This is a genomic window from Kribbella sp. NPDC031520, assembly GCF_055580825.1.
Genome location: NZ_JBVIKS010000002.1, coordinates 403,389 through 425,886, shown reverse-complemented (window position 1 = coordinate 425,886; position 22,498 = coordinate 403,389). Strand labels below are relative to the sequence as shown.

Here is a 22,498-nt window from a genome sequence, read left to right as displayed (position 1 = left end):
ATGCGGTACGTGTCCACGGGCGGGCTGCCGGCGGCGGTCACCGTCACCGAGCTGGTCCAGGCGGCGTACGAACGCTTCCGGGTTGTCGATGACGGTTCGGTGAGTGATGTCTATCCCGCGCTGGCCGAGGTCGATCCGGAGTCGTTCGGGCTGTGTGTCGCGGCCGTCGACGGGCGCTTGTTCGAGGTGGGGGAGTCGCGCCGGGCGTTCACGATCATGAGCGTCGCGAAGCCGTTCGTGTTCGCGCTGACGTGTCAAGCGGTGGGCCTCGACGCCGTACGCAAGCTCGTCGGAGTCAACGCGACCGGGCTGCCGTTCAACTCGGTGAAGGCGGTCGAGCAGTCATCGGCGGGCCGGACGAATCCGATGGTGAACGCGGGCGCGATCGCCACGACCAGCCTCACGCCCGGTGGCTCGGTGGATGCTCGCTGGCAGTTCATCGTCGACGGGTTGTCGCGCTTCGCCGGGCGGGAGCTCGCGCTGGACGACGACGTACTCGACTCGGCGCTGGCGACGAACCACCGGAACCGGGCGTTCGCCGCGCTGCTGCGCAGCGTCGGCGGTCTGGCCGGGGACCCGATTGAGGCAACCGAGCTCTATACCAGGCAGAGTTGCTTGTCCGTCACCGCGGCGGACCTGGCGGCGATGGGAGCGACGCTGGCCGACGGCGGGGTGTGTCCGACGACCCGTCGGCGGGTGGTGGATGCCGACGTTGCCCGGGTGACGCTGGCGGTAATGACGATCGCCGGTCTGTACGAGACGTCGGGGGACTGGCTGCTCGACGTCGGGGTTCCTGGCAAGAGCGGGATCGGCGGTGGCATGGTGACCGTCTCGCCGGGCAAGGGTGCGCTGGGCACGTTCGGGCCGCGGCTGGATCGAGCCGGGAACAGCGTGAAAGGGCGGTTGGCCGCGGAGTTCCTGGCCCGGGAGCTCGGACTGGATCTGCTGGCTTCTCATCCAGCTCACTGAGCGGCGAGGGTCAGTGTGGCGCTGGCTGCCGTACCCGCCCGTTGATACTTCAGGTCCAGGGTGTCGCCGGCCTTGCGGGTCAAGGTCGCGACCACGATCTGCTCGCTGCTGACCGCGGTCTGGCCGTCGATCGCGGTGATGATGTCGCCCGCCTTCAGACCAGCCTTCGCTGCCGGGCCTCCGGCGTCGACCGCGAGTACGAACAGGCCGGCCGGCGCACCCGAGGACTTGGCGATCGCCGGCGGAATCTCCTGCACCTGCAGCCCGGTGGTCGGGTGGCCCGGCTTGCCGGTCGCGATCAGCTGATCGGCGATCGGCTTCGCCAGATCGATCGGGATCGCGAAGCCGAGCCCGACGCTCCCGCCGCCGCTGACCCCGACGGCGTTCGGCACGGTGGCGATCGCGGCGTTGACGCCGACCAGGTGACCGGTGCAGTCGACGAGCGCACCGCCACTGTTGCCAGGGTTGATCGCCGCGTCGGTCTGGATGGCGCCGATCAGGTGGTGGACGACGCCCTCGCCCGGCACCGGCACGTACCGGTCGAGTGCGCTGACGATGCCGGAGGTGACGGTGCTGTTGAGTCCCAGGGGAGCGCCGAGCGCGATCACAGGCTGTCCGACCTGCAACGTCTTGGAGGAGCCGATCGCGATCACCGGCAGGCTCTTGGCGTCATCGGCAGCCTTGAGTACGGCGAGGTCGGTACTCGGATCGCGCCCGACGATCGTGGCGCCCGAAGTACGGCCGTCGCTGTACTGGACCGACACGCTGCCGCCGGCGACCGCGACCGAGATGACGTGGTCGTTGGTGAGGATGTAGCCGCCGTCCTCGATGATCTGCCCGGACCCGGTACCCGCCTGAGCGCCACGCTGCGCCGAGATCGTGACGACCGACGGCAGCACCTGGTTCGCCACCGGGATCGCGGCGCACATCGCCTTGTTCGGATCCACCGAGTTCGGCGGCGCGCCCGCCGTACTGCCTTTGGGTCGCACCGCGACGAAGATCAGCGCTGTGACGAGGGCACCCGCGACCACTCCTGCGGCGATCGGCAGCAGCCACTCGCGCCGGAAGCGGGGCATCTCGGCCTCCCTCCTAGCCGTCCCGAGACTAGGGTCGTGCGGCGGCCGACAGCTCCCCCGATCCGGGTGACTGCGGTCCGGCGGCGGCCCGGTCGAAGTAGAGGTACGCGACGGCCGCGGCCGCGATCGGCATCGCCAGCGCGAAGAGGATCGACGACAGTACGTTGATCAGCGTCGGTGACCAGTCGGTGGCCAGCAGCAGGACGATTCCGGCGATCGGACCGACGGCCAGGCCGAGACCGACGACGAGAGTCAGCGGTACGGCGGTCCGCCACCACCGGCGCTGGACCAGCTGCCGGCTGCGACGCAACGCCGTACCGCCGGGGCAGTGCTCCGCGACCACGACCTGGACGACGAACGCGCGACTGACGGCGTAGTACACGGCCGCCGGAATGGTCGCGACGAAGATCGTCAGCACGAACAGCACGACGACGTACTGCGTGGCCGCGCGGGCGAGCGGGCGCCGGATCGTGGTCAGGTGGCGGAGCGCGGCCGACGCCGTCACCGGCACCCCGCGATCGAGCTGGTCGAGAGTCCGGATCACGGCGCCCAGGAGAACGGTGTACGTCGCGATCGTGACGATCGTGACCGCGAGCGCGAGGAGTGTCGCCCAGAAGCCGGTCGCGTTCCCGGTCGGTGCGCCGAGGTCGGTCGGGGCGTCCCGCCGAGCCGCTTGCAGCTCGGCCAGGCTCACCGTGACCAGGCCCAGCACGGCGAAGGCAAGAGCGAACCCACCGAACAGGCCGGGCCGTACCCGGAACAGGCGGATCGCGGAGACCACCGCCTGACCCCAGGCCCGGCGTCGCCGCGCGGGGAGCGGGTCGGCGTCGGTCCACCGCGTCCGGCTCGCCGCGAACCAGACCAGGACGACGAGTACGACGAGCAGCAGGCCGAGCAGCCAGGTCCGGTCGAGGGTCTCGCGGAGCAGGTTCGACCCGGTCCCGACCGCGGCGCAGAAGACGCCCGTGCTGCTGGGTCCGAGCAAGGCGCCGGCCGGTACGACGGTACTGTCGTCGCGCCAGGTCGACTCGGCGTCCTGGATCGGCGCGGTCCATGACCTCTTCATGTTCGGACCGGTCGGACCGTCGAAGAACGACCGCTGCCGCTCGCCCCATCGGCCCTGGAACGCCAGCCAGGGATACTCCTTCAGGTAGTCCGCCTGCTTCATCGGAACGTAGTCGACCGTCGGGTTGATCGCCTCCTGCGGCCTGGTGGTGTCGTCGCAGCCCAGGCCCTCCGAGCCGCGCCCGAGGTAGAGGCGCTGCCCATACTTGTTGGCGTGCGATCCGGCCGCCGGGTAGACGACGGGATGGGTCCCGTCGGCGAGCTCGAGCTTCGCGTCGCCCCAGCGCGCCCGCTCGGCGCCGCCGTGCTGGCTATAGCCAACCGCCTGCGGCTGGGTCGTCAGCGCGGCTTGCGGGGTCGCGACGTCGAAGACGAGCTGGATCGACTCCCAGTCGCCTTCGTGGGTGTTGTTGTAGTCGTTGAAGATGTAGAAGAACCAGTACTCCAGGGACAGCTGACCGGGGAACCCGGGGTCAGAGACCACGTGGGCGTACACGGTCGACGGGTGCGTGGCGTTGATCCGTTTCGACCACTCGGCGTAGTCGCAGCCGGGGCGCAGCGGATCGCCCGGGAAGTCCAGGAAGTGACCGGGGTAGCCGAGCAGGAGATCAGCTGCCCGAGGTTGGATCTTGACGAGATCGGCCGGCTGCCAGGGGCCGCGCAGCGCGACCTGCTGATTGCCGAGTACGGCGTTGACGTCCGTCGGCTGGAACTGTTCGCCCTCGTCGCACCGCGGCGCGTCCTGCTGCATCCGGACCACGGGGGCGTAGCGATCGGCCAGCCGGCGCGCCGCGGCATCGTCCGGGTCGTCCGCGGCGGCGGCCCGGCCGGAGATGCCCATGACGATCGCTGTCATGACGGCGAACGTGACGGTTCTCCGGACGGATGCCACCGGGTCACCCATTTCAGGTGACCGCCGGGCTGACGCGGCGCCAGACCACGATCGCGAGCAGGCCGACGAGGACGGGCACCAGCTGAACCGCGACCCGCCACACGAGCAGCCCGGCCATCAGGGTCGTCGCCTCGACCTCGCTGTGCTCGGACACGAACGTCACGTACGCCGCCTCGAGCACCCCCGCACCCATCAGCGGCAGCCCGGTGAGCGGATAGATGACGAGGAAGCTGCAGCCGAGCAGGACCAGCACGGATGCGTCCATCGGGACGCCTACGAAGGTGAGGCAGAGCAGGAGTACGGCGGCCTCCACCACGACCAGTGCGACCAGGCTGAGGATGGCGAGCCGGCCGTGGCGCCGCATGGTGCCCGCACTGTGCGACTGGAAGGACACGAGCCGTTGGGCCCACGCGTCCGGCCCCGTACTGGATGGCCGCACTCGTTTCAGCAGCCGGCCGAGCAGCCGGCCGAGTGCCGCGGCTGTGCGCTCCGCTCGCAACGCATAGAGCAGACCGCCGAGCAGGGCTGCCGCTCCGGCGCCGAAGATCAGGGCGGACCACGCGAACGGCGGGTAGAAGCTGCGGGCGGCCCAGAACACCACGAACCCCAGGACCGGCGCAGCGAGCCGCGCGACATAGAACAGCAACGTGCTGAGCGTCAGACCGGACGCGGCGTCCTTGGCGTCAACACCCCAGGACCGCAACATGGCGAGCCTGATCATCACATCCCCGGGAGAGGGGGCGATCGTTGCGACGGCGGTGGCCGCGACGTCGTTGATCATGGCGCGGAACGCGCTGAGTCCCGCCACGAGCAGTGCGAGCGGCGCCGCGAGGACGAACCGGCGTACCCCCATGGCGACCAGCAAGAGGGCGATCTGCCAGCTGGTCAGGTGGGTCAGGGCGTGACCCACCTGGCTCCAGTCGATCCCGCGGATCAACCGCAGGAGCAGCCACACGACCACCACGACGAGGACGGCCCGCCCCAGGCGCAGCAGCGGCTTCGGGATCCGCCGCCGCGCTTCGGTGGGAGTTGGCATCGAAGAGTCGGCCACTCCGCCCAGCTTGCTGGCCGCAGGCGCGGTCGGCATCCCACGGCCCGGGGGATGCCGGACGGCGTCCTTTGCAGGAGAGTCGGGTCGCGCCGGGAAAGGGGCGTTCCATGGGCCACTACGTCATCCGGGTGAAGGGGACGTTGTCGCGCGACCTGACCGACGCCTTCCCGACCCTGACCGCCGATCCGGAGCCCGCGCAAACCGTCCTGCACGGATACCTGGCCGACCAGGCCGCCCTGGCCGGCATCCTGAACCACCTCGACATGCTCGGGGTCAGCATCGTCGAGGTTCTGCAGGTCCCGTCCACCCAACAGCCCGAACCCGAGCGACCCGAGTGAATGGTCAGGTGGCCGGCGCGGTCCTTCCGCAAGCACTGGCGATCGCCCTGAGCCCGGTGCCGCTGGTGTGCATCCTGCTGATGCTGATGTCCACCCGCCCGGTCCGCGCCGGGGTCAGCTTCGCGGCCGGCTGGTACGTCGCCTTGGCGATCGCGACCGCAATCGTCGCGACGCTGACGGACACCGTCGCCGAGGACACCGAGAATGCGGTGCGTGACGTCCTTCGGCTGGCAGTCGGTGTCTTGTTCGCCGTCCTGGCAGTCCGGTACTGGCGTCAGCGTCCGGCCCGTGGGGCACCGCCGCCGCGACCGGCGATCTTCGACCGGATCTCGACGCTCTCCGGTGCGGGCCTGGTACTCACCGGCGCGATCGCGGCCCTCGCGAACCTCAAGAACCTGCCCCTCGTCCTGAGCGCCGGCAGCTACCTCGGCGCGGCCGACCTGTCGACCGGATCCGTGATCGCGGCCGTCGCCGTCTTCGTCACCACGGCCTCCCTGACAGTCCTTCTCCCACTGCCGATCGTGATGCTGATCGGTGTGGACAAGGCCACTCCTGCCCTGAAGTCCCTGGAAACCTGGCTCCTCACCAACCTCAACGTCATCACCGCGGCGATACTTCTCGTCCTCGCCGTCGTTCTGATCAGCGAGTCCCTGTGAGCCCCTGGTCCAGGGTGCTTTGGTGTTGCTCGTGGACCAGGCGGCGGGCGATCGAGCCGGTACCTTCGAGCTGCAGGGTCTGCGGGTCGTCGGGTAACCGGAAGCCGAGCGTGGTCACGGTGTCGAGGCAGCGGGCCGAGCCGAGGACTGCCCAGCCGGTGCGGGCTTCGGGGGAGAGGTCGAGGTCTTCGGCGAGCAGCAGGTCGTCGTCTTGCCACGCGCGGGTTGTGGTGTGGAGGGTGCCGCCTTGTTCGCCGTGACGGCCCAGGACGAGGGATTCGCGCAGGTGGGCGGTGCACCCGGTGGTGAGGCGAGTGGTTGTCGTACGGGTGACGTCGGCGCCGGCGGAGACGACGAACGGTTCGGCGTACCAGTGGAGGCTCGCGCCGTCGGCGAGGTCGATGTCGACGTCCCAGCGCGCGGAACCGCCACGCATGCCGTAGGCAACGGTTCCGGCGGTCTCCACGATCTCCAGTCGCACTGGGCCCTGCACAGCGATCTCGATACGTACTTCGTCGCCGGCGAGCAGCAACGCCCCGGCCTGGACCAGCGCGACCTGTACGACCCCCGGGCGACCGGGAAGCTGACGTGGTGAGAGGTGGCCGGTCGTCAGCAGGCAGCGGTCCCGGACCGGGTCGGCGACGACCTCAATGCGTGTGGACAATGAGCTCGCCGTTCTCACCGGTGTGCGAATGCGGCGCCATCGGCCCGGGATCGACGGGCGTGTGGTCACCGGCGTGTACGGCGTACCGCATCTCGCGGACCCACTCCGTCAGGCGCCGCACCGATGCCGGGTCCTTCCGGGACAGGGCGATCACCGGTTTGCCGTCGCGGGCTTGTTCGGCGTCCTTCACCATCTGCTCGACGTCGACCTCGACGTACGGCGCGAGATCAGTTTTGTTGACAATCAGAAGATCTGCCCGCGCGATCCCGGGTCCGCCCTTGCGCGCGACGTCGCCGCCGCCGGCCACGTCGAGGACGAAGATCTGCGCGTCGACGAGCGCGGGGGAGAAGGTCGCGGTCAGGTTGTCGCCGCCGGACTCGACCAGGACCACGTCGAGCGGGGCGAAGTCGCGTTCGAGGTCCTCGACCGCGATCAGGTTCGGCGTGACGTCGTCGCGGATCGCGGTGTGCGGGCAGGCGCCGGTCTCCACCGCGCGGATCCGTTCCGGGTCGAGGACGCCGGCCGCCTTGAGCAGACGGGCGTCCTCGTCGGTGTAGATGTCGTTGGTGATCACGCCGAGCCGGAGCTCCGCGGACAGCTCGCGGCAGACGGTCGCGATCAGCGAGCTCTTGCCGGTACCGACCGGTCCGGCGACACCGAGGCGGAACGAACGGGTCTCAGGCATGGAACAACCTCATTCTTTCGGTCGCGTGCTGGTGGGCGAACACGTCGATCAACGGCGCACCGTCGGCGGGGATCGTGTCCGGTTCGGTGAGCGGCGCGACGTCCTTGACGAGCCGCTCGATGTCGTCGTGCAGTCCGGCGAGCCAGCTCGCAGCGTCGGCCGGGTCGACCGGGAGGAGTTTCAGCGAGGCGGACACGACGGTCTGCGCATCCTCGTACGCGACGATCCGGGCGAGCTGCTCCGCCGGCAACCCGTTGACCGCGGCAACTACCCCGAGCACGATCGCGCGCGGCACCTCCCCATCCTCCGGCAGGTACCGCGAAACCTCGGGCCACACCCGCTGCGCCAACCTGAGCAACAACCGCCCCTGCCGCCGAGCCACCCCCCGCAACACCTGACTAGGGACCCGAGCCGCCCAAGCCCGCTCCACCCACTCCGCCCCGGACACTTCGTCGAGTCGTGGATTCTGGTCGTGATTTGCTCGATTTTCGAGCCATAATCCACGACTCGACGAACCGAAGGCGGACCGTGGGTGGAGGACGACGTGGCGGGTGACCACGGCGGTGGCCGCCTCGAGCCGGGTGACTGTTCGGAGGCGGTCGCGGGCGTACTCCGCGACGTCCTCCAGGTGGTTGCCGTCGGCACCTAGGCCGGCGCGGACCGCGGGTTCGAGACCGGCGGACTGGGTGTGGCCGCCGGTGGGTAGGCGTCCGTCGGCCAGCATCAGTGCGACCAGCTCGGCTGCGCTCATCAGAACATCGCGTACAGCTGGGCAAGCGGCAGTACGTCGGCCGGCGCGGGCTCGACCAGGTCGCCGTCGACCTTGATCGCGAACGTCTCCGGATCGATGTCGATCGCCGGCAACGCGTCGTTGTTCTTCAGGTCCGCCTTCGTGACCCCACGCGTCGGCCGTACGCCCAGCAGCTGCCGCCGCAACCCGAGCCGCTCCGCCAGCCCGTCCTCCAGCGCGGCCGGCGACACGAACGTGCACGAGACATCCGCTCCGATCGCATCGCCGAACGCGGGCCGCATCAGCACCGGCTGGGGCGTCGGGATCGACGCGTTCGGGTCGCCGAGCGCGGCCCAGGCGATCGCGCCACCTTTGATCACCAGGCTCGGGCGGAACCCGAAGTACCGCGGGTCCCAGAGCGTCAGGTCGGCGAGCTTCCCCACCTCGACCGAGCCGACCACGTGATCGATGCCGTGGGCAATCGCCGGGTTGATCGTGTACTTCGCGACGTACCGCCGGACCCGCTCGTTGTCCGCGGGCAGCGCGTCGCCGAGCGATCCGCGGCGGTGCTTCATCACGTGCGCGACCTGCCAGGTCCGGGTGATCACCTCGCCGATCCGGCCCATCGCCTGCGCGTCCGACGAGGTGACCGAGAGCGCGCCGAGGTCGTGCAGGATGTCCTCGGCCGCGATCGTGGTCGCGCGGATCCGGGACTCCGCGAACGCGAGGTCCTCCGGTACGTCGGGGCTGAGGTGGTGGCAGACCATCAGCATGTCGAGGTGCTCGGCGACCGTGTTCACGGTGTGCGGCAGCGTCGGGTTCGTCGAGCCGGGGATGACGTGCGGGTACGACGCGATCGACAGGATGTCCGGTGCGTGGCCGCCGCCCGCGCCTTCGACGTGGAACGCGTGGATCCCGCGGCCGGCGATCGCGTTGAGCGTGGATTCGACGTACCCGGCCTCGTTCAGGCTGTCCGCGTGCAGCGCGACCTGCAGACCCCACTCGTCCGCGGCACGCAGGGCCGAGTCGATCGCGGCCGGGGTAGACCCCCAGTCCTCGTGCACCTTGTACCCGGCGGCACCCGCGAGCGCCTGCTCGGCGAGCGCCTCCGCGCTGACGGTGTTGCCCTTGCCGAGCAGGAGGATGTTGAGCGGTACGGCGTCCAGCGCGCGATGCATCTGCTGCAGGTGCCACGCGCCCGGGGTGACCGTGGTCGCCTTCGACCCCTCGCTCGGACCGGTACCGCCGCCGACGACCGTGGTGATCCCGGTCGCGAGCGCTTCGTGCAGCTGCGACGGCGACAGCAGGTGTACGTGCGAGTCGATCGCCCCCGCGGTGAGGATCCGCCCCTCGCCCGCGATCACGTCCGTCGACGGGCCGATCCGCAGGTCCGGGTGGACGCCGTCCGCGATGTCGGGGTTCCCGGCCCGGCCGAGCGCCACGATCCGCCCGTCGCGGATGCCGACGTCCGCCCGGACGATGCCCCACCAGTCGACCACGAGCACGTTCGTGATCACGGTGTCCGGCGCCCCGTCCGCGCGGGTCGCCGTACCCTGCGCCATCGACTCCCGGATCGACTTGCCGCCGCCGAACACCACCTCCTCACCACCCACGGTGAGGTCCTGCTCGACTTCCACCCACAAGTCGGTGTCTCCGAGCCGCACCTGATCCCCAACAGTCGGCCCGTACAAGGCTGCGTAAGCCGCCCGCGAAATCTCAACCATCGTGCTTCACCTGGATCCCCGGCACCCGGCGGTTGCCTCTCAGCGCCACCAGATCCACCTCGCGTGACGCCCCGGGTTCGAAGCGCTGCGACGTCCCGGACGGTACGTCCAGCCGAAACCCCCGTGCCGCTTCACGATCGAACGACAGCGCCGCATTGGCATCCGGCAGATGCAGATGCGAACCGATCTGGATCGGCCGGTCACCGGTGTTCACGATCACCAGCCGCAACCGTTCTTCCTCCGACCGATCCGCGTTCAGCGTGATGGTCCCAGGACGAACGCGAATCTCACCCGGAGCACTCATAGCTCTCCCTCAGATGATCGGATCATGGATGGTGACAAGCTTCCGTCCGTCCGGGAACGTCGCCTCGACCTGTACGTCATGGAGCAGCTCCGCGACCCCGGGCATCACCTGCTCCCGGCTGAGGACTGTCCGTCCGCTTTCCATCAGGTCGGGGACGCGGGCACCCTCACGCGCCCTCTCGATCACCCAGGTGCTCAGCAACGCCACCGCCTCCGGGTGGTTCAGCAGCACCCCCCGTGCCAGCCGGTCGCGAGCGACCATGCCGGCCACGGAGAGCAGCAGCTTCTCGACATCAGCTGGAGTGAAGTTCACGATGGCAACGGTAGAACGTGGTCGGACACCTTGTCTGTGCTGAGGCACAACGAGCAGACGGCGGCGGTGTGGGTTTCGCAGGCGGTCATGTCGGGGCGCTCGTACTCTTGCCGGCACACGTGGCAGGTCAGCACCTCGCCGCTCGGGTTCCCGTACTCGTCGTACATCGGCAGGTCCAACCCGTCGTCCTCCCGGCGTAGGTAGTACTTGCCGCGCGTGACGACGGCGATCACCGGCGGCAGTACGAGAGCCAGTCCGATCGCGACGAGTGGGGAGTACGGCTTGATCCCCGACCCGAGGCCGCCGAAGAACACCACGATCGACACCCCGGCCGCGACCGCCATCGACACGAACCCGACCGGGTTCACGGCGTACAACATGCCCCGCCGGAACTCCGGCGCCTTGGGGGACAACCCCAGCAGGTACTTGTTGAACACGATGTCCGACGCGACCACCACGATCCACGCCATCCCGCAGTTCGCGTAGAACCCGAGGATGGTGTTCAGGAAGTCGAACATGTTCGCCTCCATCAGCACCAGCGCGATCACCAGGTTGAACCCGAGGAACACCAGCCGGCCGGGGTAGTGCCGGGTCAGCCGGGTGTAGGAGTTCGTCCAGGCCAGCGAACCGGAGTACGCGTTGGTCACGTTGATCTTCACCTGGCTGATCACCACGAGGACGACGGCCAGCGTCATCGCCAGCCACCCGGGCAGGAAGCCGCGGTAGATCTCCAGGAACTGGTGCACCGGCTGGTTCGCGATCGCCGTACCGCCGTCGACCTGGGCGATGATGTAGACCGCGAGGAACAAGCCGATCACCTGCTTCAGAGCGCCGAAGATCACCCACCCCGGACCGGCGAGCAGCACGGCGGTCCACCACCGGCGCGAGTTCTCCGGTGTCTTCGGCGGCATGAACCGCAGGTAGTCGATCTGCTCGGCGATCTGCGCGATCAGCGACAGGCACACGCCGGCCGCCAGCAGCATCGAGCCGAAGTTCGCGTCCGGGCCGTACGAGAAGAACGTCGACACCGACGACGGGTGCGAGATGAGCAGGTAGCAGAACGGCAGCACCATCAGGATCAGCCAGAGCGGCGTCGTCCACACCTGCAGCGTGGACAGCACCTTCATCCCGTAGATCACCAGCGGGAAGATCACCAGTGTCGACACGGCGTACCCGAGCCACAGTGGTACGTGCAGCCCGAGGTGCAGGCCCTGCGCCATGATCGAGCCTTCGAGCGCGAAGAAGATGAACGTGAACGACGCGAAGATCACGTTGGTGACGACCGAGCCGTAGTACCCGAAGCCGCTGCCGCGGGTGATCAGGTCGAGGTCGATGTTGTACCGCGCGGCGTAGTACGCGAGCGGCAGGCCGGTCGCGAAGATCACCACGGCGAAGATCGCGATACCCCACAGCGCGTTCGTGGTCCCGTACGAGATCCCGATGTTCGCGCCGATCGCGAAGTCGGCGAGGTACGCGATCCCGCCGAGGGCCGAGACGGCGACCACGCCGGTCGACCATTTCCGGTAGCTGCGCGGCGCGAACCGGAGGGTGTAGTCCTCCAGGGTCTCGCGGGTCGCGGTGGTCGGTGTCGGTGAGGCGGTGGTGGTGCGGTCGTCGAGCGAGGGTTCAACAGTCATGAGCGGAACTCCTGCGGCACCTTCGGGCGAGCGGTGCTCCGGCAGGCCGGCGACGCTGCCGGCGGGGGATGCACCCGAATGGAAGGAACCTAGGAACGCCGTGTTACCGGCGTGTTGCCGAGTCGCTACGTTCGTGTATTTCCATCTGGAAGTACTTCGCCACGTCCGCCTCGAGCTCCTGCTGGACGGCGCTGAGCCGCTCGGCGACCGTGCCGCCGACGGGGGACAGGGCGGTGACGATCCGGCGTTTGTCGTCCGGGTGGATGCGGCGCAGGACCAGGCCGCGCTCGACGAGTTTGTCCACGTGCCGGGTGAGGCTGGCGGCCGGCAGTACGGCGGACTCGGCGAGGACCGACATCGGCTGGCCGGGCTCGGCACGCAGCGCGGCCATGATCCGCCACTGCTCGATGGTCAGCCCGAACTCGTCCAGCAGCGGCTGCAGACCGAGCTCGAGCCGCCGCTCGATCCGCTTCAGCAACAGCAGCACGCCGGACCCCTCCTCGGTTCAGGTGCTGGGAAATATAGCTCTTCGCTCGCAGATCCGCCTCCGATTCGGTCAGACTGTCCGGGACCTGAGGAGGCGATCGTGCGTACCGACGTACTCCGGATCGCCTTCGTGGTGCCGCGGCAGGGGCCGACCGGGATCTACGGTCCGTCCTGTCTCGCCTGCGGGCAGCTCGCCGTCGAGCAGCTGAACGCGGGCAACGGGATCGCCGGGCGGCCGGTGGAGCTCGTCCAGGTCGATGCCGGCCGCGCGCCCGAGGTCGTCGCCGAGGAGGTCGGGCGGCTGGTCGACGCCGGGCTGGTCGAGGCGGTCGCGGGGTGGCACATCTCGGCGGTACGAGTCGCGCTGACCCGGCGGATCGGCGGCCGGGTGGTGTACGCGTTCGCCGCGATGCACGAAGGCGGGGACGACACGCCGGGGGTGTTCATGCTCGGCGAGCGGCCGGTCAACCAGTTGCTACCGGCAACGCACTGGTTGCGCGAGCACCGCGGTGCGCGGCGGTGGGTTGTCGTCGGCAACGATTACGTCTATCCGCGGGTGACTGGGTCGGTGGCCCGGGAAGCCTTGCAGGGAACGGGTTCGGAGATCGTTGGTTCGGCGTACGTTCCGCTCGGTACGTCGGACTTCCGGGACGTGCTGGACGGGCTTCGGGCAACGGACGCCGACGGGGTGATCATGTTGCTGATGGGGCAGGACGCGGTGCACTTCAACCGGCAGTTCGCGGCCGGCGGGTTGAGTGAGCGGTTGCTCCGGCTGAGCACGGCGATCGAGGAGAACACGCTGCTCGGCGCGGGGTCGGGCGCGAACCACGGCGTTTACGCGGCCGCGGCGTACTTCGACAAGCTGGCGACCGTCGAGGGGAGCGAGTTCGCCCGGCAGTACTACGCCCGCTTCGGTGCGTTCGCGCCGGCGCTGAACGCGGTGGGTGAGTCGTGTTACGAGGCGATCCGGTTCCTCGCCCGGCTCGGTGAGGTGAGCGGGTCGATCGCGATGTCGGCCGGGCTGCCGACGGGGCACTTCTACGACAGCCCGCGCGGGCTGCTGAGGCTGGACGGCAACCTGGTCGACCAGGACGTGTACCTCGCGGTCGCGGAGGGTCTCGAGTTCCGGATCGAGGAACAGATCGCGTACCTTGCCTAGGTGTATTTCTGACCGCACCTCACCGCTCTTCTGACACGTGACGAGGACTGCGGTGGTCGTTGGCGGTGGGATCGTTGGGCTCGCGGTGGCGCGGAGCCTGCAGCGGCGCGACCCCGGTACGCGGGTCGTCGTACTCGAGAAGGAGCCCGCTGTCGGCGCTCACCAAACCGGCCACAACTCCGGCGTCGTCCACTCCGGCCTGTACTACCGCCCCGGCTCGCTCAAGGCCCGGTTCGCGGTGGAGGGCGGCGCGGTGCTGCGCGAGTACTGCGCCGAGAAGGGCATCCCGCTCGACGTACCGGGCAAGCTGGTCGTCGCGACCACCGAAGCGGAGCTGTCGCAGCTTGACCGGCTGTACGGGATCGGCCGCGAGAACGGCGTCCCGGTCCGGCACCTGACTCTTGACGAGGTCGCCGAACGCGAACCGCATCTCCGCGTGAAAGGAGCGCTCGCGGTCGACTCGACCGGCCGCGTCGACTACAGGCTCGTCGCGGCCGCGCTCGCCGACGACGTCCGCGCCGCCGGCGGCGAGATCCGTACCGGCGTCTGCGTGACGGCTGTCGAGAACGCGACGACTGTCCGCGTCCGGACGACCGACGAAATCATCGAGGCCGACCGCGTCGCGGTGTGTGCGGGCCTGCACAGCGACCGGATCGCGCGGGCGTCCGGGCTCGAACCGGGGGTGCGCATCCTCCCGTTCCGCGGTGAGTTCAGCGAGCTGGTCCCGGAGCGCGCGGACCTGGTGAAGGGCCTCGTCTACCCGGTGCCCGACCCGGACCTGCCGTTCCTCGGCGTACACCTGACCCGCGGGATCGACGGCACCGTCCACATCGGGCCCAACGCCGTACCGGCCCTGGCCCGCGAGGGGTACTCGTGGGGCAAGATCGTCCCGCGGGACGTGTGGGAGTCGGCGACGTACCGCGGCTCGTGGCGCCTGGCCCGCCGGTACGGCCGCACCGGTGCCAAGGAGATCGCCCGGTCGCTCACCGGTCGCGCCCTGGTGAAGGAGGCGCGGCGGATGCTCCCGGAGCTGCAGGTTTCCGACGTACGGCGATCCGGCGCCGGCGTCCGCGCGCAGGCGGTGACCCGGGACGGCAAGCTCGTCGACGACTTCCTGTTCCTGCGCGACGGCCGCGCGCTGCACGTCCTCAACGCCCCCTCGCCCGCCGCGACCGCCTGCCTGGTGATCGGCGACCGGATCGCCGAGGAACTCTGCCTCGATGTTCAGCACTGAACCTGATTTCACAGCTGTGCAACACCTGGGCAATCTGAGCCTGGGATCGTTGGCGGCATGGAATCGTTGCGTACGACGCTCACCGGCGGAACGGCCTGTGACGTATGTGGACGGCTGCCCCACCCGCGCCGCCTCCGCCTGACGCTGGCGAAACTCGTCGCGATCGCGCCGGTTGAGCTGGCCCTGCACGCGGTGGTATTGGCCGCGCATCCGCCGTACCTGATCTCCGTCGCGGTCCTCGCGAGTGTGACGACGGCGCTGGTGATCTGGGTCGTAGAACCGTCGACAATGCGATTGTTGTCAACCTGGCTGCACGCGCCCAGGATCCGGCCGCGGCAGGGGATCGGCACGTTGTGGCGGATCCGCGTGACCCTCGACGACCGGGCCGGTTCGCTCGAGAGCGTGACCCGGCGGCTCGCTGTACTCGACGCGAACATCCTCGGGCTGCACGTCCACCCGATCGACGACGGCGTACGGGACGAGCTGGTCGTCTCGACGCCGGACGACCTCACCGCGTCCGACCTGGAGGCCGCATTGAAGGCGGCCGGCGGACGTGACACGCATGTCTGGCCGACGACGGCTTTGGCGTTGGTGGACGGTCAGACCAAGGCGTTGAGCCTCTCGGCACGGGTTGTCGCGGATCCGGCCGAGCTGCCGCACGCGGTCGCTGAGCTGCTCGGCGCGCAGCTGGTGACGGACCGCGCGGCGCTGGCGGCCCAGCTGCCCGGTGACGTGCTGAAGGTTCCGTCGCCGTGGACCGGGTTGTTCGTGTTCAGCCGGCCGGGAGAGCCGTTCACACCGGCCGAGTCGGCGCGAGCACACCGCTTGGCCGAGCTGGCCGAGGCCGCACAGACCATCAGCCGCTGAGCCACGTTCTCCGTGTCGATTCAGTTGAAGGTGATCGGCTGGACGATCTCGATGCGGATGCCGACGTGGTCGCAGGTCGGGAGGTCGTGGTAGACCTCCCAGCTGTCGCCGGTCGCGGTCGCGTGTTCGGAGTCGAGCCAGTCGTCGACGACGTGGTACGTCTCGGCCAGCTTCTCGTGCGGGTCGGTGTGCCGGACCGCGAGGACCGGACCGGCCGGGAGCATCGACGGTTCGACCGTTTCACCGCCGGCGATCGGCGCCGCGACCGGGAAGCCCGCCTCGGCCTCGACCGCGCCGTCCGGGAGCGGGTGCCAGCGGGCGAACGGGTACCCGGCCGGGGCGATGCCGTGGTGGCGCAGGTGCTCGGCGACGGTCACGCAGGCCGAGGGGACCCAGTCCGCCAGCTGCTCGGGGACGAGCACGGTCCGGCGGACAGCGGTCGGTTCAGCGTTGTGGAATCTGACCTGGGGCATGTCGGAGTCACCAACATTCAATGTACGACGCGGATCGTGTGGCGGGCAGGCTGGAGCCAATGTCATCGGGGCCGCTGGCCCCAGGGCACCAGCCGGCGCCCCTGGACGGACTCGATGCCGAGGCGGACCAGCCGCGGCTCGTCCATCGGCATCCACGAGTGCAGGGCCAACGTACGGCGTAACGCCGGCTCCTCGTCGCCCGTGACGACGGACAGGTGCCCGATCGCGGTCACGGTCCACCCGAGGTGCCGTTCGATGTCCATGTCGTCCGCCTCGAACGCGACCACGTCGCCCCGCTCGGCGGCCCGGAACTTCTCGCCCTGCCCGGTACTGAACACGATCGTGTCGTCGTCGAGCACGAAGTTGACCAACCGGATCGCGGGCAGACCCGCGTACGTGTAGACCAGCCGGCCGAGCGGAACCGACCCGAGCAGCTGCAAACATTCGGCCGGGCTGAGTATCCGCAGCCGTGATCGGTCGAACTGTTGTACCGCTCCGTAGGTGTCCACAACTCAACGGTCGCGTGACGCGGCGGGCCGCAGTAGGGCCGAAAGTCCTCTCTCGGTTGAGATACTCCGAGGACGGGACCGGGGGTGACGAATGTCTGGAGTCGAGGCGCTGCGGCAGTACCAGCGCGGCTGGCTGCGGTACGACGTGGTTGCCGGGCTGACGGTCGCCGCGTACTTCGTGCCTCAGGTGATGGCGTACGCGCAGCTGGCAGGCCTGCCCGCGGTGGCCGGGTTGTGGGTCGCGCTCGGGCCGCTGGTGGTCTACTTCCTGCTCGGGTCGTCCCGGCTACTGTCGCTCGGTCCAGAGTCCACGACCGCATTGTTGACGGCGACGGCGGTTGGGCCGCTGGCCGCGGGGGATCCGGCGCGGTACGCCGCGCTGGCCGCCGTACTCGCCCTGCTCGTCGGCGTGATCTGCGTGGTCGGCTGGGCTGCGCGGCTCGGCTTCCTGGCGGATCTGCTGTCGAAACCGGTGCTGGTCGGGTACCTGACCGGGATCGCGGTGATCATGATGACCGGCCAGCTTGGCCGTCTCACCGGAGCCCCGGTGAGAGGCGACTCACCGCCGGCAGAAATCCTCTCCGCGCTGAAATTGTCAGGGCAATGGAAACTCGCGCCGGTGCTGATGTCCGTGGTCGCGCTGGTGCTGTTGTTCGCGCTGGCGCGTTGGACACCGCGGCTGCCCGGCCCGCTCGTGGTCGTTGCTCTTGCGGCCCTGGTGACGTGGGCGGCCCAGTTGGGCCACAGGGGAGTGGCGCTGGTCGGCTCGGTGCCGAGCGGTCTGCCGGTTCCGCACGTGCCGACGATCACCGCACACGACGTGGGCATCCTGGCGCTGCCTGCCGTCGGCGTCGCGCTCGTCGGCTACACCGACACCGTACTGACCGGCCGCGCGTTCGCGACCCGCGGCGGCGGCCGTACCGATCCCGGTCGTGAGCTGCTCGTACTAGGGCTCGCCAACCTCACGGCCGGTGCGGTCCGCGGCTTCCCGATCAGCAGCAGCGGCAGCCGTACGGCGCTCGCCGAGGCGTCCCGCGCGAAGAGTCAGGTGTACTCGCTGGTCGCCGCGCTGGCGATCGTCGCCACGCTGCTGTTCGCCGGTCCGCTGCTCGAGGCCTTCCCGATCCCGGCCCTCGGCGCCCTCGTCGTGTACGCCGCCGTACGCCTGATCGAGCTGGGCGAGTTCCGCCGGATCGCCGTGTTCCGCCGGAGCGAGTTCTTGCTGGCGCTGGCCACGACCGTCGGCGTGGTCGCGTTCGACGTCCTGTACGGCGTCCTCGTCGCGGTCGCGCTGTCCGTGCTCGACGTACTGCGCCGCGTCGCCCGCCCGCACGACGGCATCCTCGGGTACGTACCGGGGATCGCGGGGATGCACGACATCGACGACTACCCGAACGCGCGGCCGGTACCGGGGCTGGTCGTGTACCGGTACGACTCGCCGCTGTTCTTCGCGAACGCCGAGGACTTCCACCGCCGCGCACTTGCCGCCGTCGACGCGGCGACCGCCCCGGTGCGGTGGTTGCTGCTGAACACCGAGGCGAACGTCGGCATCGACGTCACCGCGATCGACGCGCTCGAGGCCCTGCACGACGAGCTCGAGGACCGCGGCATCGTGCTCGCGCTGGCCCGCGTCAAACAGGAGCTCCGCGACGACCTGCAGGCGGCCGGCTTCCTCGACCGGTTAGGGCCGGACCGGGTCTTCTACACGCTTCCGACCGCGGTCGAGGCGTTTCAGCGAGCGGCCAGGACCGCGACCGACTGACGCGCGATCTCCCATTCCTCGTTCGTTGGGATGACCAACACTTTGACCGGGCTGTCGTCGGTGGACACGACCTGGCCGGACGGGTCGGCGTTGCGGGCCGGATCGAGGTGGATGCCGAGTCCTTCGAGGCCGGCGACCGCGGCGGCGCGCGCCTCCGCGGAGTGCTGGCCGACGCCCGCGGTGAACACGATCGCGTCGACGGTCCCGAGCACGGCGTAGTACGCGCCGATGTACTTCTTCAGCCGGTAGCAGTACAGGTCGAACGCCAGCTTCGCCCGCTCGTCACCGTCGGCGCGCAGCCGCAGTACCTCGCGGAAGTCGTTCGCGCCGGTCAGGCCCTTGAGCCCGGACTCCGAGTTCAGAGCGCGGTCGGTCTGTTCGGCGGTCCGGCCCGCGACCCGGGCGAGATGCCCGTGGATCGCCGGGTCGAGATCGCCCGACCGGGTCCCCATCACCAGCCCCTCCAGCGGCGTGAACCCCATCGAGGTGTCGACCGACTTCCCGCCCCGGACTGCGGTCGCGGAGCAGCCGTTGCCGAGGTGCAGCACGATCAGGTTGGCGTCTTCGGGCTCTCGCCCGAGCACGCCCGCCGCCGTGGCCGACACGAATGCGTGCGACGTGCCGTGGAACCCGTACCGCCGGATGCCGTAGTCGTCGAGCCACGCCGTCGGCACGGCGTACGTGTATGCGTACGGCGGCAACGTCTGGTGGAACGCGGTGTCGAAGACCGCGACGTGCGGGAGGTCCGGGAACAGCCGGCGCGCGACCTCGATCCCCTCGAGGTTCGCCGGATTGTGCAGCGGCGCCAGCGGAACCAGGTCCGTCACCGCCGCGATCAGCTCGTCGTCCACCAGCGCCGGTGCCGCGAACCGGTCACCACCGTGGACGACGCGATGCCCGACGGCCACGATGTCGACGTCAGACAGCGAAGGCCCGTGCTTCTCGAAGGCCTGGACCGCGGCCTCCAGCGCAGCTTCGTGATCCGCGACCGGCTGATCATCCTCGTAGCCGTTGTGCACGTGATGGCTCTGTTCCTCGCCGATCCGCTCTACCAGGCCGGTCGCCGCCGCCTCACCCGTCGCCGCATCGACCAGGCTGTACTTCAAGGACGACGACCCAGCGTTGATGACCAGTACGTGTTCACTCATCGGGTGCCGCCCTGCTGCGCCTGGATCGCGGTGATCGCGACCGTGTTGATGATGTCGCGGACCGTCGCTCCGCGGGACAGGTCGTTCACCGGTTTGCGCAGGCCCTGCAGCACCGGGCCGACCGCGACGGCGTTCGCCGAGCGTTGCACCGCCTTGTAGGTGTTGTTGCCGGTGTTCAGGTCCGGGAACACGAACACCGTCGCCTTCCCGGCGACGGGGGAGTCGGGGAGTTTGGTCCGCGCCACCGCCGCGTCGATCGCGGCGTCGTACTGGATCGGGCCCTCGACCAGCAGTTCCGGTGCGCGTTCGCGGACGATGGTGGTTGCCTTGGACACCTTTTCGACGTCGGTACCGGTACCGGACGAGCCGGTCGAGTACGACAGCATCGCGACCCGCGGCTCGACCCCGAACGCGGCGGCGGTCGCGGCCGACGAGATCGCGATGTCCGCGAGCTGTTCCGCGTTCGGGTCCGGGTTCACCGCGCAGTCGCCGTACACCAGGACCTGGTTCTCCAGGCACATGAAGAACACCGACGACACCACGGAGACGTCCGGCACGGTCTTCACCACTTCGAGGGCCGGGCGGATCGTGTGCGCGGTGGTGTGCACGGCGCCGGACACCATCCCGTCCGCGAGCCCCAGCTGCACCATCATCGTGCCGAAGTACGACACGTCGCGGACCAGCTCACGGGCCCGGTCGAGGTCGACGCCACGGTGCTGCCGCAGCCGGTGGTACTCGGCTGCGAACCGTTCGGTCAGCTCGCTGTGTTCAGGATGTACGACGGTTGCCGCGTTGACGTCCACGCCGAGCGTCGCAGCCTTCTGGCTGATCGTGGTCGGATCGCCGAGCAGTGTCAGGTCCGCGACACCACGGCGGAGCAGTACGTCGGCCGCGCGCAGGATCCGCTCCTCCTCGCCCTCCGGCAGCACGATGTGCCGGCGATCCGAGACGGCTCGGTCGGCCAGTCGGTGCTCGAACATGAGCGGGGTGACCGCGCTGCTCCGGGCGAGGGCGAGCTGGTCGAGGAGCGCCGGGCCGTCGACGTACTGGTCGAAGAGCGCGAGCGCGGTGTCGATCTTGCGGGGCGCGTCCTTGGTCAGGCGGCCGCGGACCGCGGTGAGTTTGGCGGACGTGGCCTGGGTGCCGAGGCCGGTCTCGATGAGCGGGAGGGTGACGCCGAGCCCTTCGATCAGGCGTTGCACCTGGTTGGGGAGTTCGAAGCCGCCGTTGAGGACGATCGCGGCGATCTGCGGGAACGTGCGGGAGGCGTGCGCCATCACGACACCGAGCACGACCTCGGGACGGTCGCCGGCGGTGACCACCGCGGCGCCGTCGAAGAGCCGGTCGAGCACGTTCGGCATCGTCATGCCGGCGATCATCAGCCCGGTGACCTCGCGGGTCAGCAGCTGCGGATCGCCGCTGAGCAGCCGGCCGCCGATCGGCGCGAGCAGGTCCGCGACCAGCGGCTGGTTCAGCACCGGCTCCTCAGGAATCGCGAACGCCGGCGCCCCGATCCCCTCCAACGCCGCAACCAACTCCGCGCCCTCGCCGTCGTCCACCCGGTTGACGATGACTGCGAACAGGGAGCCGTGGTTGGCCGCCAGCTCAACGACGGCCATGTCGGCAATCGCCCGTACGTCGTGCGGTGTCCGGTCGAACCCGTTCAGCACGAGCAGCACCGGCGCGCCGAGATTCGCCGCGACCTTCGCGTTGAACGAGAACTCGGTCGGCGTACCGACGTCGGTGAAGTCGCTCCCGACGATCACCACCGCGTCGGCCTTCTCGGCCACCGCGTGGTACCGCTGCACGATCGTGTCCAGCGCCGCATCAGGGTCGGCGTGTACGGCGTCGTACGTCACGCCGACCCCGTCCTCGTACGACTGCTCGACCGCGTCCTGCGAGATCAGCAGATCGAGAACGTAGTCCCGCCCGCCGTGCGTGGCCGTGTCGGCGCGCACGATCGGCCGGAACACCGCCACCCGTCCGACCCGCCGCGACAGCTGATGCAGGACCCCCAACGCCACCGTCGACTTCCCGGTGGTCCCCTCCACAGAAGCAACGTAGACACTGCTACCCATAGCCCGAACCCTACGGAACCGCGGGTCGGGTCAACGCGTGCAGGTGGTCGATCATCGTGTCGACCGCGATCCGGAGGGGTGCGGGGTCGCGGCTCACCTGACTCAGCAGCAGCCCACCCTGTACGGCGGCCAGCATCGCGACCGCCAGCTGACCCGGATCAGCGTCGGCGGCCAACTCCCCGCGGGACTGCATGTCGGCCAGCCCGACGCGGATCAGCTCCTGCCACTGCGCGAACGCGCCGGCGAGCTGTACGCGCGCGACCGGGTCGCTCTCGGACAGGTCACTCGCGAGCGACCCGAGTGGGCACCCACCGATGCACTGCATCTCGGTCAGCGTCCCGATCATCAGGTCGCGCCAGTGACCGAGAGCGTCGATCGAGTCCAGGCTGTCCAGACAGTCGTGATGGATGTCGAGCGTCCGCGTCGTCTGGTGGTCGATCACCGCCGACACCAGTGCGTCCTTGCCCGGGAAGTAGTGGTACAGCTGCGACGGGCTCACCCCAGCGGCCGCCTGGATGTCCTCGATCGTCGTCCGCGCGACGCTCTGCTCCAGCATCAACTGTGCCGCGGCCGCCACGATCCGCTCGCGGGTCGCCTGGCCCTTCTTCGTCAGCCGAGTGGTCATACCGCCAACGTACAGATTTTGGAGTTGATACTCCAATTTCATCGGCGAACTATC

General features: G+C 69.5%; 23 protein-coding genes. 7 read left to right on the top strand and 16 right to left on the bottom strand.

The window, feature by feature from the left end; genetic code table 11:
• Positions 1-969, top strand: a complete 969-nt coding sequence (gene glsA / locus ACZ5BU_RS10735) for a glutaminase A (protein WP_465697548.1) — start codon at positions 1-3, stop codon at positions 967-969.
• Here glsA and ACZ5BU_RS10730 read toward each other — a convergent pair.
• Genes ACZ5BU_RS10730 through ACZ5BU_RS10720 form a run of 3 tightly spaced genes read right to left on the bottom strand, consistent with a single transcriptional unit; the run spans position 963 to position 5,053 of the window.
• On the bottom strand, positions 963-2,045 hold the full coding sequence (locus ACZ5BU_RS10730) for a S1C family serine protease (RefSeq protein WP_465697546.1): 1,083 nt from the start codon (positions 2,043-2,045) through the stop codon (positions 963-965). The genes glsA and ACZ5BU_RS10730 overlap by 7 nt on opposite strands.
• Before the next feature lie 28 nt (positions 2,046-2,073).
• Complete coding sequence (locus ACZ5BU_RS10725) at positions 2,074-3,966, bottom strand: hypothetical protein (protein ID WP_465697545.1); 1,893 nt, start codon at positions 3,964-3,966, stop codon at positions 2,074-2,076.
• Between the two features lie 49 nt (positions 3,967-4,015).
• Positions 4,016-5,053 (bottom strand): lysylphosphatidylglycerol synthase domain-containing protein, encoded by a 1,038-nt coding sequence (locus ACZ5BU_RS10720; RefSeq protein WP_465697543.1) that lies wholly within the window; start codon positions 5,051-5,053, stop codon positions 4,016-4,018.
• Positions 5,054-5,160: 107 nt separating this feature from the next.
• Between ACZ5BU_RS10720 and ACZ5BU_RS10715 the strand changes: the two genes are divergently transcribed.
• Positions 5,161-5,391, top strand: a complete 231-nt coding sequence (locus ACZ5BU_RS10715) for a hypothetical protein (protein WP_465697541.1) — start codon at positions 5,161-5,163, stop codon at positions 5,389-5,391.
• A gap of 8 nt (positions 5,392-5,399) precedes the next feature.
• A complete protein-coding gene (locus tag ACZ5BU_RS10710) occupies positions 5,400-6,047 on the top strand; it encodes a GAP family protein (RefSeq protein ID WP_465697539.1) in 648 nt (215 codons plus the stop codon).
• Here the strand turns inward: ACZ5BU_RS10710 and ACZ5BU_RS10705 are convergent.
• From ACZ5BU_RS10705 to ACZ5BU_RS10670, 8 genes are all read right to left on the bottom strand, one after another.
• Entirely contained in the window at positions 6,031-6,711 is a 681-nt protein-coding gene (locus ACZ5BU_RS10705) for an urease accessory protein UreD (protein WP_465697537.1), read from the bottom strand. The two genes, ACZ5BU_RS10710 and ACZ5BU_RS10705, sit on opposite strands and share 17 nt — an antisense overlap.
• Entirely contained in the window at positions 6,695-7,396 is a 702-nt protein-coding gene (ureG, locus tag ACZ5BU_RS10700) for an urease accessory protein UreG (RefSeq protein ID WP_465697535.1), read from the bottom strand. The genes ACZ5BU_RS10705 and ureG overlap by 17 nt, the downstream gene beginning before the upstream one ends.
• Positions 7,389-8,147: an urease accessory protein UreF gene (locus tag ACZ5BU_RS10695; protein ID WP_465697533.1), complete on the bottom strand. Its 759-nt coding sequence runs from the start codon at positions 8,145-8,147 to the stop codon at positions 7,389-7,391. The genes ureG and ACZ5BU_RS10695 overlap by 8 nt, the downstream gene beginning before the upstream one ends.
• The gene (locus ACZ5BU_RS10690) at positions 8,147-9,850 is read right to left on the bottom strand and encodes an urease subunit alpha (protein WP_465697531.1); all 1,704 of its coding nucleotides are present in this window, start codon (positions 9,848-9,850) and stop codon (positions 8,147-8,149) included. The genes ACZ5BU_RS10695 and ACZ5BU_RS10690 overlap by 1 nt, the downstream gene beginning before the upstream one ends.
• The gene (gene ureB / locus ACZ5BU_RS10685; RefSeq protein ID WP_465697529.1) at positions 9,843-10,154 is read right to left on the bottom strand and encodes an urease subunit beta; all 312 of its coding nucleotides are present in this window, start codon (positions 10,152-10,154) and stop codon (positions 9,843-9,845) included. The genes ACZ5BU_RS10690 and ureB overlap by 8 nt, the downstream gene beginning before the upstream one ends.
• Before the next feature lie 9 nt (positions 10,155-10,163).
• Positions 10,164-10,466 (bottom strand): urease subunit gamma, encoded by a 303-nt coding sequence (locus tag ACZ5BU_RS10680; RefSeq protein ID WP_465697527.1) that lies wholly within the window; start codon positions 10,464-10,466, stop codon positions 10,164-10,166.
• The gene (locus ACZ5BU_RS10675) at positions 10,463-12,103 is read right to left on the bottom strand and encodes a hypothetical protein (RefSeq protein WP_465697525.1); all 1,641 of its coding nucleotides are present in this window, start codon (positions 12,101-12,103) and stop codon (positions 10,463-10,465) included. Before ACZ5BU_RS10675 ends, ACZ5BU_RS10680 begins: the two co-directional genes overlap by 4 nt.
• A 103-nt stretch (positions 12,104-12,206) precedes the next feature.
• Complete coding sequence (locus tag ACZ5BU_RS10670; protein ID WP_465697523.1) at positions 12,207-12,590, bottom strand: MarR family winged helix-turn-helix transcriptional regulator; 384 nt, start codon at positions 12,588-12,590, stop codon at positions 12,207-12,209.
• Between the two features lie 99 nt (positions 12,591-12,689).
• On the opposite strand from ACZ5BU_RS10670, the gene ACZ5BU_RS10665 reads away from it, so the two are divergent.
• Genes ACZ5BU_RS10665 through ACZ5BU_RS10655 form a run of 3 tightly spaced genes read left to right on the top strand, consistent with a single transcriptional unit; the run spans position 12,690 to position 15,849 of the window.
• Positions 12,690-13,748, top strand: a complete 1,059-nt coding sequence (locus ACZ5BU_RS10665; protein WP_465697521.1) for a substrate-binding domain-containing protein — start codon at positions 12,690-12,692, stop codon at positions 13,746-13,748.
• Positions 13,749-13,785: 37 nt separating this feature from the next.
• Positions 13,786-14,982 (top strand): L-2-hydroxyglutarate oxidase, encoded by a 1,197-nt coding sequence (gene lhgO / locus ACZ5BU_RS10660; RefSeq protein WP_465697518.1) that lies wholly within the window; start codon positions 13,786-13,788, stop codon positions 14,980-14,982.
• Between the two features lie 57 nt (positions 14,983-15,039).
• Positions 15,040-15,849 carry an amino acid-binding protein gene (locus ACZ5BU_RS10655; protein ID WP_465697516.1) on the top strand — a complete coding sequence of 270 codons (810 nt, stop codon included), beginning with the start codon at positions 15,040-15,042 and terminating at the stop codon, positions 15,847-15,849.
• A 20-nt stretch (positions 15,850-15,869) separates the two neighbouring features.
• Here ACZ5BU_RS10655 and ACZ5BU_RS10650 read toward each other — a convergent pair whose 3' ends face one another.
• Together ACZ5BU_RS10650 and ACZ5BU_RS10645 are read right to left on the bottom strand one after the other, a co-directional pair.
• The gene (locus ACZ5BU_RS10650) at positions 15,870-16,322 is read right to left on the bottom strand and encodes a GyrI-like domain-containing protein (RefSeq protein WP_465697514.1); all 453 of its coding nucleotides are present in this window, start codon (positions 16,320-16,322) and stop codon (positions 15,870-15,872) included.
• A gap of 62 nt (positions 16,323-16,384) precedes the next feature.
• On the bottom strand, positions 16,385-16,831 hold the full coding sequence (locus ACZ5BU_RS10645; RefSeq protein ID WP_465697512.1) for a pyridoxamine 5'-phosphate oxidase family protein: 447 nt from the start codon (positions 16,829-16,831) through the stop codon (positions 16,385-16,387).
• Positions 16,832-16,922: 91 nt separating this feature from the next.
• Here ACZ5BU_RS10645 and ACZ5BU_RS10640 point away from each other — a divergent pair, with 91 nt between their 5' ends.
• Complete coding sequence (locus ACZ5BU_RS10640; protein ID WP_465697510.1) at positions 16,923-18,593, top strand: SulP family inorganic anion transporter; 1,671 nt, start codon at positions 16,923-16,925, stop codon at positions 18,591-18,593.
• On the opposite strand, the gene ACZ5BU_RS10635 is transcribed toward ACZ5BU_RS10640, so the two are convergent.
• From ACZ5BU_RS10635 to ACZ5BU_RS10625, 3 genes are read right to left on the bottom strand one after another with little or no spacing between them, the layout of a single operon-like run.
• Positions 18,563-19,741 (bottom strand): acetate/propionate family kinase, encoded by a 1,179-nt coding sequence (locus ACZ5BU_RS10635; RefSeq protein ID WP_465697508.1) that lies wholly within the window; start codon positions 19,739-19,741, stop codon positions 18,563-18,565. The two genes, ACZ5BU_RS10640 and ACZ5BU_RS10635, sit on opposite strands and share 31 nt — an antisense overlap.
• Positions 19,738-21,819, bottom strand: coding sequence for a phosphate acetyltransferase (pta, locus tag ACZ5BU_RS10630; protein WP_465697506.1), 2,082 nt, complete (start codon positions 21,817-21,819; stop codon positions 19,738-19,740). Before pta ends, ACZ5BU_RS10635 begins: the two co-directional genes overlap by 4 nt.
• Positions 21,820-21,829: 10 nt before the next feature.
• Positions 21,830-22,444, bottom strand: a complete 615-nt coding sequence (locus ACZ5BU_RS10625) for a TetR/AcrR family transcriptional regulator (protein WP_465697504.1) — start codon at positions 22,442-22,444, stop codon at positions 21,830-21,832.
• Positions 22,445-22,498 lie beyond the last annotated feature (54 nt).

Bases quoted from the DNA above. Each gene is read 5' to 3' on its own strand.
- glsA (WP_465697548.1), top strand. From the start codon at position 1: ATGCGGTACGTGTCCACGGGCGGGCTGCCGGCGGCGGTCACCGTCACC.
- ACZ5BU_RS10730 (WP_465697546.1), bottom strand. From the start codon at position 2,045: ATGCCCCGCTTCCGGCGCGAGTGGCTGCTGCCGATCGCCGCAGGAGTG.
- ACZ5BU_RS10725 (WP_465697545.1), bottom strand. From the start codon at position 3,966: ATGACAGCGATCGTCATGGGCATCTCCGGCCGGGCCGCCGCCGCGGAC.
- ACZ5BU_RS10715 (WP_465697541.1), top strand. From the start codon at position 5,161: ATGGGCCACTACGTCATCCGGGTGAAGGGGACGTTGTCGCGCGACCTG.
- ureG (WP_465697535.1), bottom strand. From the start codon at position 7,396: ATGCCTGAGACCCGTTCGTTCCGCCTCGGTGTCGCCGGACCGGTCGGT.
- ACZ5BU_RS10695 (WP_465697533.1), bottom strand. From the start codon at position 8,147: ATGAGCGCAGCCGAGCTGGTCGCACTGATGCTGGCCGACGGACGCCTA.
- ACZ5BU_RS10690 (WP_465697531.1), bottom strand. From the start codon at position 9,850: ATGGTTGAGATTTCGCGGGCGGCTTACGCAGCCTTGTACGGGCCGACT.
- ureB (WP_465697529.1), bottom strand. From the start codon at position 10,154: ATGAGTGCTCCGGGTGAGATTCGCGTTCGTCCTGGGACCATCACGCTG.
- ACZ5BU_RS10675 (WP_465697525.1), bottom strand. From the start codon at position 12,103: ATGACTGTTGAACCCTCGCTCGACGACCGCACCACCACCGCCTCACCG.
- ACZ5BU_RS10655 (WP_465697516.1), top strand. From the start codon at position 15,040: ATGGAATCGTTGCGTACGACGCTCACCGGCGGAACGGCCTGTGACGTA.
- ACZ5BU_RS10650 (WP_465697514.1), bottom strand. From the start codon at position 16,322: ATGCCCCAGGTCAGATTCCACAACGCTGAACCGACCGCTGTCCGCCGG.
- ACZ5BU_RS10640 (WP_465697510.1), top strand. From the start codon at position 16,923: ATGTCTGGAGTCGAGGCGCTGCGGCAGTACCAGCGCGGCTGGCTGCGG.
- ACZ5BU_RS10635 (WP_465697508.1), bottom strand. From the start codon at position 19,741: ATGAGTGAACACGTACTGGTCATCAACGCTGGGTCGTCGTCCTTGAAG.
- pta (WP_465697506.1), bottom strand. From the start codon at position 21,819: ATGGGTAGCAGTGTCTACGTTGCTTCTGTGGAGGGGACCACCGGGAAG.
- ACZ5BU_RS10625 (WP_465697504.1), bottom strand. From the start codon at position 22,444: ATGACCACTCGGCTGACGAAGAAGGGCCAGGCGACCCGCGAGCGGATC.